Consider the following 19,125-nt stretch of genomic DNA (forward strand, 5'->3'; position numbering starts at 1 on the left):
GCGAAAACCCGCTCTGACCTGCGGCGATCTTAGATGTCGAAGTACAGCTCGAACTCGTGCGGGTGCGGGCGCAGTTGCATCGGGGCGATTTCGTTGGTGCGCTTGTAGTCGATCCAGGTTTCGATCAGGTCCGAGGTGAACACGCCGCCCTGGAGCAGGTATTCGTGGTCGGCCTCCAGGGCGTCCAGGACGGCCGGGAGGGAGGTCGGGACCTGGGGGACGTTGGCGTGCTCCTCGGGGGCCAGCTCGTAGAGGTCCTTGTCGACCGGCTCGGCGGGCTCGATCTTGTTCTTGATGCCGTCGAGACCGGCCAGCAGCAGGGCCGAGAAGGCCAGGTACGGGTTGCTGGACGGGTCGGGGGCGCGGAACTCGATGCGCTTCGCCTTGGGGTTGGCACCGGTGATCGGGATGCGGATGGCGGCGGAGCGGTTGCGCTGCGAGTAGACCAGGTTGACCGGGGCCTCGAAGCCCGGGACCAGGCGGTGGTAGGAGTTCACCGTCGGGTTGGTGAAGGCCAGCAGCGACGGGGCGTGCTTGAGGATGCCACCGATGTAGTAGCGGGCGGTGTCCGACAGGCCCGCGTAGCCCTGCTCGTCGTAGAACAGGGGCTCGCCCGCGTTCCACAGCGACTGGTGGCAGTGCATGCCCGAGCCGTTGTCGCCGAAGATCGGCTTCGGCATGAAGGTCGCGGTCTTGCCGTTGCGCCAGGCCACGTTCTTGACGATGTACTTGAACAGCATCAGGTCGTCGGCGGCGGCCAGCAGCGTGTTGAACTTGTAGTTGATCTCCGCCTGGCCCGCGGTGCCCACCTCGTGGTGCTGGCGCTCGACCTTCAGGCCCGCCTTGTTCAGCTCCAGCGAGATCTCGGCGCGCAGGTCGGCGAAGTGGTCCACCGGCGGGGCCGGGAAGTAGCCGCCCTTGTAGCGGACCTTGTAGCCGCGGTTGTCCTCCAGCGCACCGGTGTTCCAGGCGCCCGCCTCGGAGTCGATGTGGTAGAAGGACTCGTTCGACTTGGTCTCGAAGCGCACGCTGTCGAAGACGTAGAACTCCGCCTCCGGGCCGAAGTACGCGGTGTCCGCGATACCGGTGGAGGCCAGGTATGCCTCGGCCTTCTTCGCCACGTTCCGCGGGTCACGGCTGTACTGCTCGCCGGTGATCGGGTCGTGGATGAAGAAGTTGATGTTGAGGGTCTTGTCCCGGCGGAACGGGTCGACCCGGGCCGTGGACAGGTCGGCGCGCAGCGCCATGTCGGACTCGTGGATGGCCTGGAAGCCGCGGATCGAGGAGCCGTCGAACATCAGGTCCTCGGCGGGGTCGAACGCCTCCACCGGCACCGTGAAGTGCTGCATGATGCCGGGCAGGTCGCAGAACCGGACATCGACGAACTTGACGTCCTCGTCCCGCAGGAACTTCTTGGCCTCGTCGGCGTTCTGGAACATCCAACTCCTCCTCGGCCCGGCCTGGCGTGGCTCGGGGCTTGCTGGTCCGTGCGACCAGTGCGGTGGCGCACGCTGGTCCCGACGATATGGATCCGGCATTTCTCAAGGATGACCCATTTGTTTCGCAGACGTTAACCGACGCCTGCGGTGCCCGTGGGGCCAGCGTTGGGCGCATGGCCGGGGGCAGTACCTTGGACGGGTGGACAAACGGGAAGCTTTGGGATCGTGGATCTCCGGCCCGCGTGCGGCGGCCGAGCAGATGGGCGCCGACTTCGGCTACCGGGGCAAGCGCCTGGGGCTGCCCCAGGAGGGGCCCGGCTCCATCGCGCCGGTGGGCCGGCGGATCGCGGCGCTGTGCGTCGACTGGGCGCTGTGCCTGCTGATCGCGTACGGGCTGCTGGCCCACGGCAGCACGCAGGCGGCCAGCAACTGGACCTTCGCCCTGTTCGGGGTGCTCAGCCTGCTCACCCTGGCAACGGTCGGCTGCACCCCGGGCAAGCGCCTGCTGGGCCTGCGGGTGGTCCGTGAGGACGGCGGGCGGCTGGGCGTCGGAGCGGTGGTGCTGCGCACCGTGCTGCTGCTCCTGGTCGTTCCGGCGGCGATCTGGGACCGGGACAGCCGAGGACTGCACGACAAGGCGGCGCGCGCCGTACAGGTGCGGATCTAGCGCGCCGCGGCCGAAACGGGCGCATAGGCGAAAGGGGTTCGGGGCATTCGCCCCGAACCCCTTTGACGTCCGCTTCGGCGTCCGCGGTGTCAGCGCATCTTGCCGTTCCTGGGCATCCGCGCGTTCTTCGGCATCGGCCCCTTCGGGATCGGCATGTTGCTCATCAGGTCGCCCAGCGCCTTGAGCCGGTCGTTGATCTCGGTGACCTTCTGGCCGGGCAGCACCCGCGGCAGCTTGAGCAGTGTGGTGCGGATCTTCTTCAGCGAGACCTCGCCCTCGCCGCTGCCGACGATGATGTCGGTGACCGGGGCCTCCACGGCGACCCGCGCCATCCTCTTCTTCTCCGCGGCCAGCAGGGCCTTGACCCGGTTCGGGTTGCCCTCGCCGACCAGCACGATCCCGGCCCGGCCGACCGCGCGGTGCACCAGGTCCTGGTTGCGGTTCATCGCCACCGCGGGCGTCACCGTCCAGCCGCGTCCGATGTTCTCCAGCACCGCCGCCGCGGCGCCCGGCTGGTTCTCCATCTGGCCGAAGGCGGCCCGCTCGGCTCGGCGGCCGAAGACGATCGCCATCGCGAGGAAGGCCAGCAGGAAGCCCAGGATGCCCGCGTAGACGGGGTGACCGATCAAGAAGCCGACGGCGAGGAGCACACCGAAGGTCACGATGCCCACACCCGCCACGACAAGACCGACCTTGGGGTCGACCCGCCGGGTCATCTTGTAGGTCAGGCCGATCTGCTTCAGCCGCCCGGGGTTCTCAGATTTCTCCCTCGCCATGCCGCACAGGATACGTGGCTCGAACGGCTGAGGCGCCACCGGATGGTGGCGCCTGAGCAACTCAGCCGTCGGCCCCGTCCCGTCCCGATGTGGTGAGGGTCTCCAGTACGTGCTGAGCCTCGCGCCGGTCCTTGGCGCGCCTGCGGTCCTCCAGTACCGCCGTCCAGGCGTTGCGCCGGGCGGTCTGCTGGCCGCCGCGCAACAAGAACGCCTCCACGGCGCGCAGGGCGCCGGTGACGGATGTGGTGGTAGCGGCGGTAGAGCTCGCATGTGCATGCGCGGGGTGCGCCTGCATGGTCGGTCTCCCTCGGGCCGGAAGGAACGCAGGACTGTGCTCGTACTGCTGGGTGCTCGTGCCTGTGGGGCGCGTATCTGACTGGGTTCGGAGGCTCGAACCCAGGATCACCACATTGTGTTACCAGTCGGTGACGGACGGGTCAAACGGTCGTGAAACCCTGGCACGGCCTTTACGCCTGCCGACCCCGGCCCTGACGCACGCGCCGCGACGGCGTCAGACGGCCTGCGTCGCCGTGGCCGAGAGCGCCGCCTCGCGGGCCTCGATCGCCTGCTGGTACAGCCGACCCGCGCGGTACGAGGAGCGCACCAGCGGACCGGACATGACGCCCGCGTAGCCGATCTCCTCGGCCTCTTCCTTGAGCTCGATGAACTCGGCGGGCTTCACCCAGCGCTCCACCGGGTGGTGCCGCAGGCTCGGCCGCAGGTACTGCGTGATGGTGATCAGCTCGCACCCGGCGTCGTACAGGTCCTGCAGCGCCTCGCTGATCTCCTCGCGGGTCTCGCCCATGCCCAGGATCAGGTTGGACTTGGTGACCAGGCCCGCCTCGCGCGCCTTGGTGATCACCTCAAGGGAGCGCTCGTAGCGGAAGCCGGGCCGGATCCGCTTGAAGATCCGCGGCACCGTCTCCACGTTGTGTGCCAGCACCTCGGGACGGGACGAGAAGACCTCGGCGAGCTGTTCCGGAACCGCGTTGAAGTCCGGGATCAGCAGCTCGACCTTGGTGCGGCCGGCCTCGCGGTCCGCGGTCATCGCGTGGATCTGACGCACCGTCTCGGCGTACAGCCAGGCCCCGCCGTCCTCCAGGTCGTCACGGGCGACGCCGGTGATGGTGGCGTAGTTGAGGTCCATGGTGACCACCGACTCGCCGACCCGGCGCGGCTCGTCGCGGTCCAGCGCCTGCGGCTTGCCGGTGTCGATCTGGCAGAAGTCGCAGCGCCGGGTGCACTGGTCGCCGCCGATGAGGAAGGTCGCCTCGCGGTCCTCCCAGCACTCGTAGATGTTCGGGCAGCCCGCTTCCTGGCAGACGGTGTGCAGGCCCTCCCGCTTCACCAGGCTGTGCAGCTCGGTGTACTCGGGGCCCATCTTCGCCCGGGTCTTGATCCACTCGGGCTTGCGCTCGATGGGGGTCTGGCTGTTGCGGACCTCCAGGCGCAGCAGCTTGCGTCCGTCGGGTGCGACTGCGGACACGGCGGGCTCCCTGTGACTTCGATTCTTCGGCGTACACCAGGGTACGCCCGTTGTTTACACGCCTTCCGCCCTAGGGAACCCGCGACCTCGCGGGCGCATTCCCCTGAACAGAAGGGCTCATACCGCGCGCGGCAGCGGTGCCGCCGAGGTCAGCACCTCATGCAGGTGCTTCTCCACCACGGGCAGCAGTTCGGTCACCGCGACCTCGCGGCCCAGCTCGTTGGAGAGCGAGGTGACACCGGCGTCCCGGATGCCGCAAGGCACGATCCGGTCGAACCAGGTGTTGTCCGGATTGCAGTTGATCGCGAAGCCGTGCATCGTCACGCCTTTGGCGACCCGGATGCCGATGGCGGCCAGCTTGCGGTCCTCCCGGCGCTGGCCCGCGTTGGACGGTGCGTACTCGGGGCCGTTGAGCCGGGGGTCGAACTCCTCGTCGTGCAGCCGGGGGTCGAAGTCCAGGGTCAGCCCCGGCACCGCCGGGCGCTCCTCCACCGGGTCGCCGAGCACCCACACCCCGCTGCGGCCCTCGACGCGGGTGGTCTCCAGGCCGAACTCGGCGCAGGCCCGGATCAGCGCCTCCTCCAGCCGCCGTACGTGGGCGACCACGTCGACCGGGCGCGGCAGCTTCAGGATCGGGTAGCCGACCAGCTGGCCGGGTCCGTGCCAGGTGATCTTGCCGCCGCGGTCCACGTCCACCACCGGGGTGCCGTCCAGCGGGCGCTCGTTCTCGGCCGTGCGGCGTCCCGCCGTGTAGACCGGTGGATGCTCCAGCAGCAGGCAGGTGTCCGGGACCTCGTCCGCGAAGCGGGCGGCGTGCACCCGGCGCTGCTCCTGCCAGGCCTCCTGGTACTCGACTGCGTCCGGCCCGAATCCCAGGTGGACGAAGCGCAGGTCACTCACAGCGGCTCCTCAGGTTTTGGCTCATGGCGCCGTAAGCAACTGTACGGCTGGGGTGCCGATGGCTGAGAAGCGGCTGCCGCTTTTACCACGCCAACCCGGGCGGAGGGATGGATTCCGGGGTGGTGCACCGGAGTGGTTCACCCATTTCGGCGAATGTGGGGCAGGTACGGCGAAGAGGGCGGTGCGGACAGTTACATTCGCGCCGTTCCCGGCGCTAGGCGACGTAGCGAGCGCCGGGCTCAAGCACCGCCTGAGCACCGCACGACACCAGCTCCGCACCACCGTCCACCACGCACCACCCAGACCGCCCGCCCACCGCGTACCGCCATCCCTCCGAGGAGGGGACCGCACAGCACATGACGGATCGAACCACGCAGCGCCCACCCAACCGCCAGCTGGCCCAACTCATCGCCGAGGCGGGATTCTCCAACGCGGGCCTGGCCCGCCGGGTCGACCAGCTCGGCGTCGAGCACGGCCTGGACCTGCGCTACGACAAGACCTCGGTGACCCGCTGGCTACGCGGCCAACAGCCACGCGGCACCACCCCGGCGCTGATCGCCGAGGTCTTCACCCGCCGCCTGGGCCGGCGGCTGTCCGCCCAGGACCTCGGCCTGGACGCCTGCGCCCCGGTGTACGCCGGGCTTGAGTTCGCGGCCACACCGGAGGAGGCGGTGGACATCGTCAGCGGGCTGTGGCGCAAGGACACCGGCAGCCAGGCCGAACTCCGCAGGATCGCCTTCACCCCGGCCGGACTGGTCGTGCCCAGCAGGGACTGGCTGATCGGCCGTCCCGACGACCGGGTCGCCCGGGGCCCGGGCAGTGGCCACGACACCACGCCCGACGGTCCGCAGCTGTCGGCCAGGGTCCCGGCACAGACCCGTGGCCGCCAGGGAGCGGGCGGGCGCGGCGGACCGGCCCGTGAGCCGGGGCGCAGGGTGAGCGCGGGGGACGTCCACGCGCTGCGCTCGGTGGGCGAGCTGTTCCGCTCGCTGGACCACGCGTACGGCGGCGGCCACGCCCGGCAGGCCCTGGTGCGGTACCTGGAGCACGAGGCGGAGCCGATGCTGCGCGGCAGCTACGGGGAGGCGCTCGGCCGACGGCTGTTCGCCGCCGCCGCCGACCTGACCCGGCTGGCCGGCTGGACGTCCTACGACATCGGCGCGCACGGGCTGGCCCAGCGGTACTTCGTGCAGTCGCTTCGGCTCGCCCAGGCCGCCGCCGACCGGGTCTACGGCGGATACGTGCTGGTCACCATGAGCCGCCAGGCGGTCTACCTGGGCCACGGCCGGGAGGCCATCCAGCTCGCCCGGGTCGCCCAGCAGGGCGTGGGAACCGGCGCGCCCCCGGTCGTCCAGGCGCTGCTGCACGCTGCGGAGGCGCGCGGACACGGGCTGCTCGGCGACGCACGGGCGTGCGCCGCCTCGCTGGCCCGAGCCGAGCGGGCCCTGGAGGCGGCACGCGCGGGCGACGAGGCGCCGTACTGGGCGCGGTTCTTCGACGAGGCCCAGCTCGCCGACGAGTTCGCCCACTGCCACCGCGACCTTCAGCAGTACCGGGCGGCCGCCCAGCACGCCGAGCGCTCGCTGCAACTGCGCGGGATGGCCTACGCGCGCAGCCGGGTGTTCTGCCGCACCGTGCTGGCCACCGCCCGGCTGGGCCTCGGCGAGTTGGAGCAGGCCTGCACCCTCGCCTCGGAGGCGCTGCAACAGGCCTCCGAGATGCGGTCGGTACGGGCGCTGGAGTACGTACGGGACTTCGGCCGCCGCGTCGAGCCGTACCGGGACGCGCCACCGGTGCGGGCGTTCCACGAGCGCGCCGCGTCGCTCGGCGTCCCGATGGGCTGACCTGCGGGGCGGGCCGTATACGACGTACGGCCCGCCCCGCGCGGTCAGGCCACCGCCGGCAGGTCGCGGGCGGTGTCGCCGTACCCCGGGCGGATTCCGAAGTCCCGCATCACGTGGTGCGCGGCGCGTCGGCCGGAGAACAGCGCGCCCTGCACCGTGCTGGTGTCACGGTGGTCGCCGCACACGTACAGCCCGCACAGCACCCGCACCGGGCGCCGTACGTCATGCGGCGGCGGCATCGCGGGAACCGCGTCCGGGTCATGGTGGACGGCGAGCAGTTCCCAGCGCCGGGTGTCCGTGCCGTACAGCTCGGCCAGGTGCGGGCGGACGGCGGCGTCCACGTCGGACGGGGGCGGGCCGAGCACGGTCGAGGTGATCAGGGTGCGCCCGGTGGGCGCCCGGGAGGGGTCGACGGCGCTGGCGACCATGGTGTGCGCCACCGGACCGCGCCGCTCGGTGTCCAGCACCAGCAGCGGCTCGCGCGCGGGCGCCCGGTCGGCGGCGTGGTGCACCACCGTCACCGGGTGGAACCCGGGCAGCCGCAGGCCCGGCAGCAACGCCGCCGCGTCCCGCGCGCCGGTGGCCACCACGGCCGCGCGGCACGGGAGTTCACCGTCGTCGGCGGTGCTCACGGCGTTCGCCGCGACGGCGGTGGCGCGCACCCCGAGCCGTACGGTGCCGGACGGCAGCGCCGCCGCGAGCAGTTCCGGAACCGCAGCCGCGCCCCCTGCCGGCAGCCCGAGCCGTCCGCGTGCGTAACCGCGCAGCACCAGATCCGCACAGTGGCTGGAGGTGACCAGCCGCGGGTCGTGCAGCAGCGCGGTCAGCAGCGGTCGCAGGAAGCCGTGCACCACCCGGGGCGGCAGGCCGCGGGCGGCCAGCGCGGTGGCCGTGGTGGTCTCCGGCCGGGCCAGCAGCCGGTCGGTGGAGGCCAGGGCGAGCCTGCTGAGGGCGGCGTTCAGCCGCGCCTTGTCCAGGGCGCCGCGCGGATGGACGGTGCGATGGCCGCGGCCCGCCGGGGGCCAGGTGCCCGGTGGGCCCACGGTCGGCGAGACCGGCAGCAGCCGCAGCGCGCTCAGACCGGGGGTGCGGCGCAGTTCGGGATAGGAGGTGTTCAGCAGCTGGCTCCCGCGGTCCAGGCGGAAGCCGCCGACGGTCTCGGTGGCCATCCGCCCGCCCACGCGGGGGGTGGCTTCCAGCACGGTGACGGTGACCCCCGCGCTGATCAGATGGTGTGCGGCGGACAGGCCGGCCAGGCCTGCGCCGATGATGACAACGTCCGTGTGGGATGCGTGGAACGGCACGGTGCCCCTCCCCGGGGTCGGATTAGGCTCCCCGCTGACGCGGCGGCGGGTGCCGCGCGCCGCGCTGGATGGGTCATGCCCGTATCCGCCCGGTCCAATACCGGCAGTTTCTCCTGGAGTTGACGACATTCGACGCCAGAAGGTGTCGCAAAGCGGCCAACTCCGTTCAGAATGTGGTTAGTTGAATGCAGCCCACCGGACACCGCCGGGCCACGCCGGTGCCCGGAGATGTCCGGGCCAACGGTCACCGCTCATCGGCGAGCGCCGCGCGGATCGACTGGTCGATCTCCGGGAGCGCGAACGCGAAGCCGGATTCCAACAGGCGTCGGGGGACGACGCGTTGACTGCTCAGTACGTCCTGGGCGAACTCGCCCAGGGCGATCCGCAGCGCCGGCGCGGGCACCGCCGCCAGCGTCGGGCGGTGCAGCACCCGGCCCATCGCCGCCGTCACCTCCCGGTTGGTGACCGGCTCCGGAGCCGTCAGGTTCACCGGCCCGGACAGTCCCGGGGTGTCGATGAGGTACCGCAGCGCCGCGATGTGGTCATGCAGCGCGATGAAGCTCCAGTACTGCCGTCCGCTGCCCAGCCGCCCGCCGAGCCCGGCCTTGAACAGCGGGAACAGCCTGCCCCAGGCCCCACCGCCGCGCGCCACCACCAGGCCGGTACGGGCGATGGCGGTCCGCACGCCGGCCGCGCCGGCCGCCGCGGTGGCCTGCTCCCACTCCTGGCACACCTCGGCCAGGAACCCGGTGCCCGGCGGCGTCGACTCGTCCACCACACGGTCGCCGGTGTCCCCGTAGATCCCGATCGCCGATCCGCTGACCAGCACCTTCGGCCGCGGATCCAGCTTGGCCACGGCATCGGCTACCGCCTCGGTGCCGAGCACCCGGCTGTCCCGGATCTCCTGCTTGTACGCCTCCGTCCAACGGTGGTCGCCCACTCCGGCGCCCGCGAGGTGGACCACCGCCTCGCACCCGGCCAGCCCACCGAGGTCCACGTACCGCCGCTTGGGATCCCAGCGGACCTCACGCGGGGCGGTGGGCTCGCGGCGCACCAGACGGAGCACCTGGTGCCCGTCGGCGAGCAGGGAGCGGACAAGCGCGGAACCGATAAGCCCTGAAGCACCGGTGACTGCGATACGCATGGGGACATCCTGCCCGCTGACCCGGCGCGGAATAACGCAGTGACACCCCTGTCCGGCGATGGCACAGTGCCCCCGTGTCCCAGACGCGCATCCGACCCGCGACGGCCGACGACGACTCCGCCCTGTCCGGCCTCGACCTGCGGATCTGGTCGCCGCTGCACGCGGTGACGCCCCGGCCGGAACCGGGCGGCCACTTCTTCGACGAGCGGCACCGCCCCGATCAGGTCCTGGTCGCGGAGACCGACGGCCGGGTGGCCGGATACGTACGGGTGGTCCCGCCGACCCCGCTGGCGTCCAACGCCCACGTCCGGCAGATCCAGGGGCTGGCCGTCGACGACTGGGCGCGCGGTCGCGGCGTCGCCAGGGCGCTGCTTCAGGCCGCCTGTCACACCGCCCGTGCCCAGGGCGCCCGCCGCCTCACCCTGCGGGTGCTCGGCCACAACACCCCGGCCCGCCGGTTGTACGAGACGGCGGGCTTCGTGGTGGAAGGTGTGCTGCGGGAGGAGTTCCTCCTCGACGGCGGGTACGTGGACGACGTACTGATGGCACGGAACCTGCGGTAGCGCCTGGGGCGCGGGTCAGCCGTTGAAGCGCTGCCACAACTTGGGGAAGCGCGCCGAGACCTGGTCCGGGTCGTCGAAGTCGAGTTGCTCGCCCTCCGGCTTGATGGGCTGCTCCAGGTCCAGGTCCGGCAGCCGTTCCCCGGTCAGCTGCTCGTACGCCTCGTCGGCGGCGTACCCCAGATCCTCGGCGTAGCCGTCCGCTTCCTCGTCGAAGTCCTCCAGCAGCGTGGCGAGGTCGTCCGGGTCGCTGTGCAGCGCGCCCTCGAAGACCCGCCGCCCCTGCCCGATCAGCCAGCAGCGCCAAGCGGAGAACGCGTCCTCGTCGGCGCCGCCGAGCATGATGTCGGCCGCGCCCCACATGTCCCAGCGGTAGGCGCGGCGGAAGCGGGTCTCGAAGTGCCGGGCGAAGTCCTGCACGGCCTCGGGGTCGAGCCGGGTCAGCCGGTCGACCACCAGGTCCGCCTGCTCGTCGGGGTCGCCTCCGGCGTCCGCGCGGGCGCCGTCGATGATCTCCCAGAACTCCGTTTCGTCCATCACCGCTCCAGCATCCTGGCTGTCGCCCCGGCACGCACGCGGAGTACCCCGGATGCGTCCGTGTCGTTACGCGGCACCGATCTCGTAGGAAAACCCGACAGGAGGTGTCGGGTATCGCTGCGAGGGTCGGTGGAGCGTTCACGGCGAGGAGCACAGGAGGTCGAAGATGGGCAACGGTCCGCTGAGCGGCAAGGTCGCGCTGGTGGCGGGAGCGACCCGGGGGGCGAGCCGGGCGATGGCGGTGGAACTCGGCCGGTGCGGGGCGACGGTGTACGTCACCGGCCGGACGACCCGGGAGCGGCGAAGCGAGGTGAACCGGCCGGAGACCATCGAGGAGACGGCCGAACTGGTGACCGCGGCGGGCGGCACGGGGATCGCCGTGCCCACGGACCACCTCCAGCCGCAGGAGGTGCGGGCGCTGGTGGAGCGGATGGACCGGACGCACGGGCGACTGGACGTACTGGTGAACGGGGTGTGGGGCGGTGACCGTCTACTGGAGTTCGGCAAGAAGGCCTGGGAGCTGCGGCTGGCGGACGGGCTGCGGATGCTGCGGCTCGGCGTGGAGGCGCATCTGGTCACCAGCCACCTCGCGCTGCCGCTGCTGATCCGGCGGTCCGGTGGGCTGGTGGTCGAAGTGACCGACGGGACGGCCGACTTCAACCGCAGGTACCGGGAGAACCTCTTCTTCGACCTGGCCAAGAACGCTCCGCACCGGATTGCGTTCGGCCTCGCCGAGGAACTGGCGGAGTACGGCGGTACGGCCGTCTCCCTCACGCCAGGGTTCCTGCGGTCGGAGGAGATGCTGGACCACTTCGGCGTGCGCGAGCGGAACTGGCGCGACGCGGTCGCCGTGGACCCGCACTTCGCCGTTGCCGAGTCTCCGGTGTACGTGGGACGGGCGGTCGCGGCCCTGGCCACCGACCCGGACGTGAGCCGCTGGTCCGGGCACTCGGTTTCGAGCGGCCAGCTGGCCAGGGAGTACGGCTTCACGGATGTGGACGGCTCCCGCCCGGACGCGTTCGGGTATTTCCGGGATGTGGTCTTCGGGGGGAAGGCGGGGTCGGCGGACGACTACCGGTAGACGGCGGGCCTTCACCGCGACGGTGCGACGGGCGGAGCCCGGCGGTGTCCAGCCCGCGGCGGCCCCGGCGGTGAGCCGATCGCCTCAGTGCCGGTAGAGGCCGGCCGCCCGCGCCGCCGCCCGGGCGAACCGTCGTCGTAGCTCCGCGGGCGCCGTGACCTCCGCCTCGGGCCCGAGGGCGAGCAGCTGCTCGTACGCCACATCGAGGCTCTCCACCGGCAGGCGCACCGTCACCCATCCGCCCTCCGGCTCCCCGCCCGCCGCCAGTGCCGACCGGGCCGCCGCCCGGTCGGTCACGTACGGAAGCCTGCGCGCGCCGTCCGGCGACAACCGCAGCACCACCTCGTCCCGCAGGATCGAGCGGGCGAACTCCGCCGCCCGACGGGCCCAGAAGTCCGGCAGGTCGAACTCCGCGTCCCGCTCGAAGCGTTCACCGCAGGGGGAGACCGAGACCACGCGGTCCACCCGGTACACCCGGAACTGTTCCGCCGAGCGCGCCACCAAGTACCACACGCCCGCCTTGAGCACCAGACCGTACGGCTCCAACTCCCGTACGACCTCGGCGCTCTGGCGCCGGTACGTGACGCGGATGCGCCGGTCGTCCCAGACCGCCTCCGCGACAGGCGGCAACTCCGCCGGGGTGCGCGGCTCCTGGTACCAGGCGGGCGCGTCGAGGTGGAAGCGCTGGGCCGCCGAGCGCGAAGCGTCCCGCAGCTCCGGCAGCAGTGCCGCCGACACCTTCAGCCGGGCGGCCGAGGCGGCGTCCGCCAGCCCCATCGCGCGCAGCGCACCCGGCACTCCGGACAGGAACAGTGCCTCGGCCTCGTCCCGGCCGAGCCCGGTCAGCCGGGTGCGGTAGCCGCCCACCAGGCGGTAGCCGCCGGTCCTGCCGCGGTCGGCGTAGACCGGCACGCCCGACTCGGACAGCGCGAGCACATCGCGTCCGACCGTCCGCTGCGAGACCTCAAGCGCCGCCGCCAGCTCGGCCGCCGTCATCGACTCGCGCGACTGCAACAGCAGCACCAGATGGATCAGCCGCGCCGCCCGCATCCATGCCTCCCCGTACCGGAACCCGCGTACCGGCCACCGCCCGCCGGAAAGGGTGCGCCCCCGGTCCCAGCAGCGGGATCGGGGGCACACCGGTGCGACTACCGGGACTTACAGCCCCAGGTCGCCCTCGAACTCACCGGCCTCCAGGCGGGCCTTGACGTCCGACAGGTAGCGGGCGGCGTCCGCGCCGTCGACCAGCTGGTGGTCGTACGACAGGGTCAGGTAGACCATGTCGCGGATGGCGATGGTCTCGCCCAGCTCCGGGTGGTCGATCACGACCGGGCGGCGCACGGTGGCACCGATGCCCAACTCGGCCACCTGCGGGTAGTTCACGATGATCGTGTCGAACAGCGCACCGCGCGAACCGGTGTTGCTGATCGTGAACGTGCCGCCGGACATGTCGTCCGGGCTCAGGCCACCGGTGCGCACCTTGCCGGCCAGCTCGGCGGTCTTCTTGGCGATACCGGCGATGTTCAGGTCACCGGCGCCCTTGATGACCGGGACCATCAGGCCCTTCTCCGAGTCCACCGCGATGCCGATGTTCTCGACGTCGTGGTAGGTGATGGTGCCGTCGTCGTTGATCTTGGCGTTGATCGACGGGTGGGCCTTCAGCGCCTCGGCCGCGGCCTTGACGAAGAACGGCATCGGGGAGAGCTTGACGCCCTCACGAGCCAGGAAGGACTCCTTGGCCCGCGTCCGCAGCTTCATGATCCGGGTGACGTCGACCTCGACGACGGAGGACAGCTGCGCCTGGTTGTGCAGCGCCTTCATCATGTTCTCGGCGATGACCTTGCGGATCCGCGACATCTTGACCGTCTGGCCGCGCAGCGGGGACGGCGCGGCCGCGGCGGCGGTCTTGGCGGCCGGGGCAGCCGCCGGGGCGGCCTGAGCGGCGGCCTTGGCGGTCTCGGCGGCGGACAGCACGTCCTGCTTGCGGATCCGGCCACCGACGCCGGTGCCCTTCAACGTGGACAGGTCCACACCGTGCTCGGCGGCGAGCTTACGGACCAGCGGGGTCACGTAGGCACCCTCGGCCTCGGCGGTCGCCGGGGCGGCGGGGGCCGGAGCGGCCGGAGCCGGGGCGGCGGGGGCCGGAGCGGCCGGAGCCGGGGCGGCGGGGGCCGGAGCCGGGGCAGCCGGGGCCGGAGCGGCGGCCGGGGCAGGGGCCGGAGCCGGAGCGGGGGCCGGAGCCGGGGCGGCGGCCGGGGCCGGGGCTTCCTGGGCCGGGGCCGGAGCCGGAGCCGGGGCCGGGGCCGGAGCCGGGGCCGGGGCGGCCGGGGCGGGGGCGGCGGCCTGAGTGGCGCCCGCGGCACCGATCACGGCGAGCTTGGCGCCGACCTCGGCGGTCTCGTCCTCGCCGACCACGATCTCCAGCAGGGTGCCGGAGACCGGCGCCGGGATCTCGGTGTCGACCTTGTCGGTGGAGACCTCGAGCAGCGGCTCGTCGGCCTCGACCGACTCGCCGACCTGCTTCAGCCAGCGGGTGACGGTGCCCTCGGTCACCGACTCACCGAGCGCGGGCAGGACGACGTCGGTGCCCTCGGCACCACCCGCGGGAGCGGCGGCCGGAGCCGGAGCGGCCGGAGCCTCGGCGGCCGGAGCCGGGGCGGCGGCGGGGGCGGGCTCGGGCTGGGCGGCCGGGGCCGGGGCAGCGGCGGGCGCGCCGGTGCCGTCGTCGATCACGGCCAGCTCGGCGCCGACCTCGACCGTCTCGTCCTCGGCCACCTTGATGGAGGTGAGGATGCCGGCAGCGGGGGCCGGGATCTCGGTGTCGACCTTGTCGGTCGAGACCTCGAGCAGCGGCTCGTCGGCCTCGACACGCTCACCCTCGGCCTTCAGCCAGCGGGTGACGGTGCCCTCGGTCACGCTCTCACCGAGCGCCGGCAGGGTTACGGAAACCGCCATGGTTTCGGTTGCTCCTAACGATCTGTGCGGATTGCGGGCGTGTCGAGGGGTTAGTCGTGCGAGTGCAGCGGCTTGCCCGCGAGCGCCAAGTGGGCCTCACCGAGCGCCTCGTTCTGCGTCGGGTGCGCGTGGATGAGCTGCGCGACCTCGGAGGGCAGCGCCTCCCAGTTGTAGATCAGCTGAGCCTCGCCAACCTGCTCGCCCATCCGGTCACCGACCATGTGGACGCCGACCACGGCACCGTCCCGGACCTGGACGAGCTTGATCTCGCCCGCGGTCTTGAGGATCTTGCTCTTGCCGTTGCCCGCCAGGTTGTACTTCAGGGTGACGACCTTGTCGGCCCCGTACAGTTCCTTGGCCTTGGCCTCGGACAGACCCATCGAGGCGACCTCGGGGTGGCAGTACGTGACACGCGGCACGCCGTCGTAGTCGATCGGCACGACCTTGAGACCGGCCAGCCGCTCGGCCACCAGCATGCCCTCGGCGAAGCCGACGTGCGCGAGCTGGAGGGTCGGGACGAGGTCACCGACGGCGGAGATGGTCGGCACGTTGGTGCGCATGTACTCGTCCACCAGGACATAGCCGCGGTCCATCGCGACCCCGGCCTCCTCGTAGCCCAGGCCCTGCGAGACCGGCCCGCGGCCGACGGCGACGAGCAGCAGCTCGGCCTCGAAGGTCTTGCCGTTCTCCAGCGAGACCTTGACACCGTCGGCGGTGTACTCGACGCCCGAGAAACGGGAGCCGAGGGAGAAGTTTATGCCGCGCTTGCGGAAGGCCCGCTCCAGCAGCTTGGAGCTGTTCTCGTCCTCAACCGGGACCAGGTGGGGGAGGGCCTCGATGATGGTGACGTCCGAGCCGAACGACTTCCACGCGGAGGCGAACTCGACGCCGATGACACCGCCGCCCAGGATGATCGCGGACTTCGGCACCCGGTCCAGGACCAGCGCGTGGTCCGAGGAGATGACGCGCTCGCCGTCGATGTTCAGACCCGGCAGCGACTTCGGCACCGAGCCGGTCGCCAGCAGGACGTGACGGCCGGTGTAGCGCTGGCCGTTCACGTCGACGGAGGTGGGGGAGGACAGGCGGCCCTCGCCGGTCACATACGTGACCTTGCGGCTGGCCACCAGGCCCTGCAGGCCCTTGTACAGGCCGGAGATCACGTCGTCCTTGTACTTGTGCACACCGGCGATGTCGATGCCCTCGAAGGAGGCCTTGACACCGAACTGGGCACTTTCCCGAGCCTGGTCGGCGATCTCACCGGCGTGCAGCAGAGCCTTGGTGGGGATGCAGCCGCGGTGCAGACAAGTACCGCCGAGCTTGTCCTTCTCGATCAGGGCGACGTCCAGGCCCAGCTGAGCCGCGCGCAGCGCCGCGGCGTAGCCGCCGCTTCCACCGCCGAGGATCACTAGGTCGAAAACGGTGCTGGCGTCGTTCGCCACGTCACGTCCTCCATGCATGGGTACGCCGGAGCCGGTCCTACGTGACCGGGCGGCGGCTTTATGTTCGGCCGCTTGTTTAAACGCTTGTTCAAAATGGGCCCTGTCGTGCCGGTACAACATCTTCGCACTTGTTGACGGCTGCTGGGACGCGGGGCCGGGGTGTACGAGCGCTGTACGTGCACAGGCCATGTGCTACTGGTGAGTAGGCGACCGGATTTCGTTGAGGGCGAACGGCAAGGCCCCGGGCCGTAGCCCGGGGCCGTGGCTGAGCGTTGGCCGATCCGTTAGAGGATCGTTCCCTCGGCCGCCTGCTCGGCCAGCCGCACCAGGGTCCGCACGCCGGTGCCGGTACCGCCCTTGGGGGTGTAGCCGAACGGCGCGCCCTCGTGGAACGCGGGACCCGCGATGTCCAGGTGGGCCCAGGTGATGCCCTCGCCGACGAACTCCTTCAGGAACAGTCCGGCCACCAGGCCGCCGCCCATCCGGTCGCCCATGTTCGCGATGTCGGCGACCGGGGAGTCCATGCCCTTGCGCAGCTCGGCGGGGAGCGGCATGGGCCAGGACGGCTCGCCGGCCTCCTCGGCGATGCCGTGGATGGCGGTGCGGAAGTCGTCGTCGTTGGCCATGATCCCGAAGTGCCGGTGGCCGAGTGCCAGCACCATCGCGCCGGTCAGCGTGGCCACGTCGACGATCGCGTCCGGGTTCTCCTCCGAGGCGCGGGTGATGGCGTCGGCGAGTACCAGGCGGCCCTCGGCGTCGGTGTTGAGCACCTCGACGGTCTTGCCCGAGTACATCCTCAGCACGTCACCCGGCCGGGTGGCGGTGCCCGACGGCATGTTCTCGGCGAGCGCCAGCCAGCCGGTGACGTTGGTCTCGACGCCGAGCTTCGCGGCGGCGACCACCGCGGCGAAGACGGCGGCGGCGCCGGACATGTCGCACTTCATGGTCTCGTTGTGACCGGCGGGCTTGAGCGAGATGCCGCCCGAGTCGTACGTGATGCCCTTGCCGACGAAGGCGACGTGCTTCTTCGCCTTGGGGTTGGTGTACGCGACCTTCACCAGGCGCGGCGGGTTGGCCGACCCCTGGCCGACGCCCATGATGCCGCCGTAGCCGCCCTTGACCAGCGCCTTCTCGTCCAGCACCTCGACCTTGAGGCCGTGCTCCTTGGCGGCCTGCTGGACGGCGGCGGCGAACGACTTCGGGAACAGGTCGTTCGACGGCATGTTGATCAGGTCACGCGCCCGGTTGACCTCTTCGGCCAGCGCGATGGCGCGGGCGGCGGCGGCCTTGAACGCCTTGTCCCGCGGCTTGCCGCCGAGCAGGGCGACCTCGGCGAGCGGCTCCTTGACGCCGTTGCCGTTCTTCTTGTCGCCGTTGCCCCGGTAGGCGTTGTACGCGTACGCGCCGAGCAGCGCGCCCTCGGCCACCGCCTCGGCGTCCGCGACCTCGGCGGCCGGGAGCGCGAACGCGGCCTTCTTCGAGCCCGCCAGCGCACGGGCGGCGGCGCCCGCGGCCCGGCGCAGCGCCTCGGCGGCGTAGCCGTCTCCCTTGGTGGGCGCGTCGCCCAGGCCGACCGCCAGCACGACCGGGGCCTTGACACCAGTCGGCGCCGGCAGCTTCGTCACCTCGCCCTCGGCGCCGGTGGCGCCCAGGGTCTCCAGGGTGGCGGCCAGCTTGCCGTTGAAGGCCTCGTCCACCGCCTCTGCGCCGGGAGCGACCACGGGCCCCTTGGACCCCTTGGCCACGCCGACCACGACGGCGTCCGCACGCAACGCTGCGGCGGAGGATGTGCTGAGAGTCAGTGCAGTCACGGTGTTGAAGTTCCTCTTCCGTCGAGGTCCGTTGCCTCAACGGCGTCGTTGCCGGTGAGGTGCCGACGGGGCGTTCCGCCCCGTACGGCTTCTCGTGAGCCTACGCCCGTGATACGGCGCCAGTCCGCTTCGGCCCAGCACGAACCGCTCGCGGCGACTGGTCGTACCGCCGGGACTTGATCTCCCGGAGAAAGTCCCGGATACGCATGTGGTGGTGGTCGGCGCTCAGTTCTATGCAGTTGTTGCCGCCACCGCCACAGGATGACGACTTCTGCCGAGCGGGCTCGGACATGCCCGTTCCTCTCACCGGTCGCGGGCGGTGGACCAGATGAGGTCCCGGGACTTGTCGGGAGGCAGCGCGGAGCGTTCCATCAGGTCCAGTGGCGACCGGTAGTTGGCGAGTGGGGTGGGGAGTCTGCGAAGTACGCACCGTATGCCGTGTCGAGCGGCCCGGTGTCCAAATCCCCCGCGACCCCCGCGCACCGGGGACGGGGATCGAAAGGGGCCCCCTGCGATCCCTCCTGACCCGCCACGGCCTGCCGCAACTCATCAACAAGGCATCCCGTTGACGTCAGAACTGACAACACAGTGACTTTGAACTGGCGCCACCCTCCCTACGCGTCAGCGTTTGTGACGCCAATCCGGACCTCCCAACCGCCCGTGTCCCGGGGTGTGGCGGTGCATTTCGCTACTGGCTTCTGCGTACGGAGTTTCGTCAAGAGTCGAAGTGGGCTCGAGAGCTCAACGCAGAGTTGAGAAGGTAACAATAGGGCCGTCGTCCGTGTTGACCACCCGGACGTCGAACCGCTTATCCGGGAATGAGTTCATAAGAGCTGCCGACCAGCAGCGGGATAGGGCTTCCGCCACGCCCTGCAGAGCCCTGTTGTCTTCGGCCGTGTCCTCGCAGTCAATGACCTGCCAAAGCTTCAACTGATTGAGCGTTGCCTCGATACGCCCAAGGTCTCCATTAAGATGCTCGCGCCAGGTCTCGAAATTATTTTCATTGTACACGCGAGACCACAATACGCACCCCCCCACCTCTTTGAAGTCTGGCCAAAAGACTTGCGCCGCAGCAAGCCACACGGCCAGGCTGGAGTGCTGGGTCAGGAAGTCGATAGAGTCTACGTCTCCGCGCACTCCCTCCACCCATGATCGAATTTCTGGATAATCTTCTGGTTTCAT

At 71.1% G+C, this 19,125-nt stretch carries 17 protein-coding genes; 4 read left to right on the plus strand and 13 right to left on the minus strand.

Going from position 1 to position 19,125, the window contains the following annotated elements:
• Window positions 1–29: 29 nt before the first annotated feature.
• Window positions 30–1,439, minus strand: coding sequence for a type I glutamate--ammonia ligase (glnA, locus tag O5O46_RS06540; protein ID WP_269854275.1), 1,410 nt, complete (start codon window positions 1,437–1,439; stop codon window positions 30–32).
• Between the two features lie 199 nt (window positions 1,440–1,638).
• Here glnA and O5O46_RS06545 point away from each other — a divergent pair, with 199 nt between their 5' ends.
• Window positions 1,639–2,106 (plus strand): RDD family protein, encoded by a 468-nt coding sequence (locus O5O46_RS06545; protein WP_269854276.1) that lies wholly within the window; start codon window positions 1,639–1,641, stop codon window positions 2,104–2,106.
• 89 nt (window positions 2,107–2,195) lie between these two features.
• Here O5O46_RS06545 and O5O46_RS06550 read toward each other — a convergent pair whose 3' ends face one another.
• The 4 genes from O5O46_RS06550 to lipB form a co-directional block, all read right to left on the minus strand.
• Complete coding sequence (locus O5O46_RS06550) at window positions 2,196–2,882, minus strand: DUF4191 domain-containing protein (protein ID WP_269854277.1); 687 nt, start codon at window positions 2,880–2,882, stop codon at window positions 2,196–2,198.
• Between the two features lie 61 nt (window positions 2,883–2,943).
• Window positions 2,944–3,177 (minus strand): SCO2195 family GlnR-regulated protein, encoded by a 234-nt coding sequence (locus O5O46_RS06555; protein WP_269854278.1) that lies wholly within the window; start codon window positions 3,175–3,177, stop codon window positions 2,944–2,946.
• Window positions 3,178–3,393: 216 nt separating this feature from the next.
• Window positions 3,394–4,368: a lipoyl synthase gene (gene lipA / locus O5O46_RS06560; protein ID WP_269854279.1), complete on the minus strand. Its 975-nt coding sequence runs from the start codon at window positions 4,366–4,368 to the stop codon at window positions 3,394–3,396.
• 117 nt (window positions 4,369–4,485) lie between these two features.
• The gene (gene lipB, locus O5O46_RS06565) at window positions 4,486–5,268 is read right to left on the minus strand and encodes a lipoyl(octanoyl) transferase LipB (RefSeq protein ID WP_269854280.1); all 783 of its coding nucleotides are present in this window, start codon (window positions 5,266–5,268) and stop codon (window positions 4,486–4,488) included.
• 356 nt (window positions 5,269–5,624) lie between these two features.
• On the opposite strand from lipB, the gene O5O46_RS06570 reads away from it, so the two are divergent.
• On the plus strand, window positions 5,625–7,112 hold the full coding sequence (locus tag O5O46_RS06570) for a regulator (RefSeq protein WP_269854281.1): 1,488 nt from the start codon (window positions 5,625–5,627) through the stop codon (window positions 7,110–7,112).
• A 44-nt stretch (window positions 7,113–7,156) separates the two neighbouring features.
• Here O5O46_RS06570 and O5O46_RS06575 read toward each other — a convergent pair whose 3' ends face one another.
• Together O5O46_RS06575 and O5O46_RS06580 are read right to left on the minus strand one after the other, a co-directional pair.
• A complete protein-coding gene (locus O5O46_RS06575; RefSeq protein ID WP_269854282.1) occupies window positions 7,157–8,416 on the minus strand; it encodes an NAD(P)/FAD-dependent oxidoreductase in 1,260 nt (419 codons plus the stop codon).
• Between the two features lie 244 nt (window positions 8,417–8,660).
• A complete protein-coding gene (locus O5O46_RS06580) occupies window positions 8,661–9,560 on the minus strand; it encodes a TIGR01777 family oxidoreductase (RefSeq protein ID WP_269854283.1) in 900 nt (299 codons plus the stop codon).
• A 74-nt stretch (window positions 9,561–9,634) separates the two neighbouring features.
• Between O5O46_RS06580 and O5O46_RS06585 the strand changes: the two genes are divergently transcribed.
• A complete protein-coding gene (locus O5O46_RS06585) occupies window positions 9,635–10,123 on the plus strand; it encodes a GNAT family N-acetyltransferase (protein ID WP_269854284.1) in 489 nt (162 codons plus the stop codon).
• Window positions 10,124–10,138: 15 nt separating this feature from the next.
• Here O5O46_RS06585 and O5O46_RS06590 read toward each other — a convergent pair whose 3' ends face one another.
• A complete protein-coding gene (locus O5O46_RS06590; protein WP_269854285.1) occupies window positions 10,139–10,657 on the minus strand; it encodes a DUF4240 domain-containing protein in 519 nt (172 codons plus the stop codon).
• Window positions 10,658–10,823: 166 nt separating this feature from the next.
• Between O5O46_RS06590 and O5O46_RS06595 the strand changes: the two genes are divergently transcribed.
• Window positions 10,824–11,738: an SDR family oxidoreductase gene (locus O5O46_RS06595; RefSeq protein WP_269854286.1), complete on the plus strand. Its 915-nt coding sequence runs from the start codon at window positions 10,824–10,826 to the stop codon at window positions 11,736–11,738.
• Window positions 11,739–11,822: 84 nt separating this feature from the next.
• On the opposite strand, the gene O5O46_RS06600 is transcribed toward O5O46_RS06595, so the two are convergent.
• From O5O46_RS06600 to O5O46_RS06625, 5 genes are all read right to left on the minus strand, one after another.
• Window positions 11,823–12,788 (minus strand): helix-turn-helix transcriptional regulator, encoded by a 966-nt coding sequence (locus O5O46_RS06600; protein WP_269854287.1) that lies wholly within the window; start codon window positions 12,786–12,788, stop codon window positions 11,823–11,825.
• Window positions 12,789–12,896: 108 nt separating this feature from the next.
• Window positions 12,897–14,693, minus strand: a complete 1,797-nt coding sequence (gene sucB, locus O5O46_RS06605; RefSeq protein WP_269854288.1) for a 2-oxoglutarate dehydrogenase, E2 component, dihydrolipoamide succinyltransferase — start codon at window positions 14,691–14,693, stop codon at window positions 12,897–12,899.
• Between the two features lie 50 nt (window positions 14,694–14,743).
• The gene (gene lpdA / locus O5O46_RS06610; RefSeq protein ID WP_269854289.1) at window positions 14,744–16,132 is read right to left on the minus strand and encodes a dihydrolipoyl dehydrogenase; all 1,389 of its coding nucleotides are present in this window, start codon (window positions 16,130–16,132) and stop codon (window positions 14,744–14,746) included.
• 284 nt (window positions 16,133–16,416) lie between these two features.
• Entirely contained in the window at window positions 16,417–17,943 is a 1,527-nt protein-coding gene (locus O5O46_RS06615; RefSeq protein WP_269854290.1) for a leucyl aminopeptidase, read from the minus strand.
• 741 nt (window positions 17,944–18,684) lie between these two features.
• A complete protein-coding gene (locus O5O46_RS06625) occupies window positions 18,685–19,125 on the minus strand; it encodes a hypothetical protein (protein ID WP_269854292.1) in 441 nt (146 codons plus the stop codon).

This window comes from Streptomyces sp. RPT161, assembly GCF_027533845.1.
In the GTDB taxonomy this organism is placed as follows: Bacteria; Actinomycetota; Actinomycetes; order Streptomycetales; family Streptomycetaceae; genus Streptantibioticus_A; species Streptantibioticus_A silvisoli_A.

Excerpts from the sequence above, each read along its gene's own strand:
- glnA (WP_269854275.1), bottom strand. The coding sequence starts at position 1,439 with ATGTTCCAGAACGCCGACGAGGCCAAGAAGTTCCTGCGGGACGAGGAC.
- O5O46_RS06550 (WP_269854277.1), bottom strand. The coding sequence starts at position 2,882 with ATGGCGAGGGAGAAATCTGAGAACCCCGGGCGGCTGAAGCAGATCGGC.
- O5O46_RS06555 (WP_269854278.1), bottom strand. The coding sequence starts at position 3,177 with ATGCAGGCGCACCCCGCGCATGCACATGCGAGCTCTACCGCCGCTACC.
- O5O46_RS06570 (WP_269854281.1), top strand. The coding sequence starts at position 5,625 with ATGACGGATCGAACCACGCAGCGCCCACCCAACCGCCAGCTGGCCCAA.
- O5O46_RS06580 (WP_269854283.1), bottom strand. The coding sequence starts at position 9,560 with ATGCGTATCGCAGTCACCGGTGCTTCAGGGCTTATCGGTTCCGCGCTT.
- O5O46_RS06590 (WP_269854285.1), bottom strand. The coding sequence starts at position 10,657 with ATGGACGAAACGGAGTTCTGGGAGATCATCGACGGCGCCCGCGCGGAC.
- O5O46_RS06595 (WP_269854286.1), top strand. The coding sequence starts at position 10,824 with ATGGGCAACGGTCCGCTGAGCGGCAAGGTCGCGCTGGTGGCGGGAGCG.
- O5O46_RS06600 (WP_269854287.1), bottom strand. The coding sequence starts at position 12,788 with ATGCGGGCGGCGCGGCTGATCCATCTGGTGCTGCTGTTGCAGTCGCGC.
- sucB (WP_269854288.1), bottom strand. The coding sequence starts at position 14,693 with ATGGCGGTTTCCGTAACCCTGCCGGCGCTCGGTGAGAGCGTGACCGAG.
- O5O46_RS06625 (WP_269854292.1), bottom strand. The coding sequence starts at position 19,125 with ATGAAACCAGAAGATTATCCAGAAATTCGATCATGGGTGGAGGGAGTG.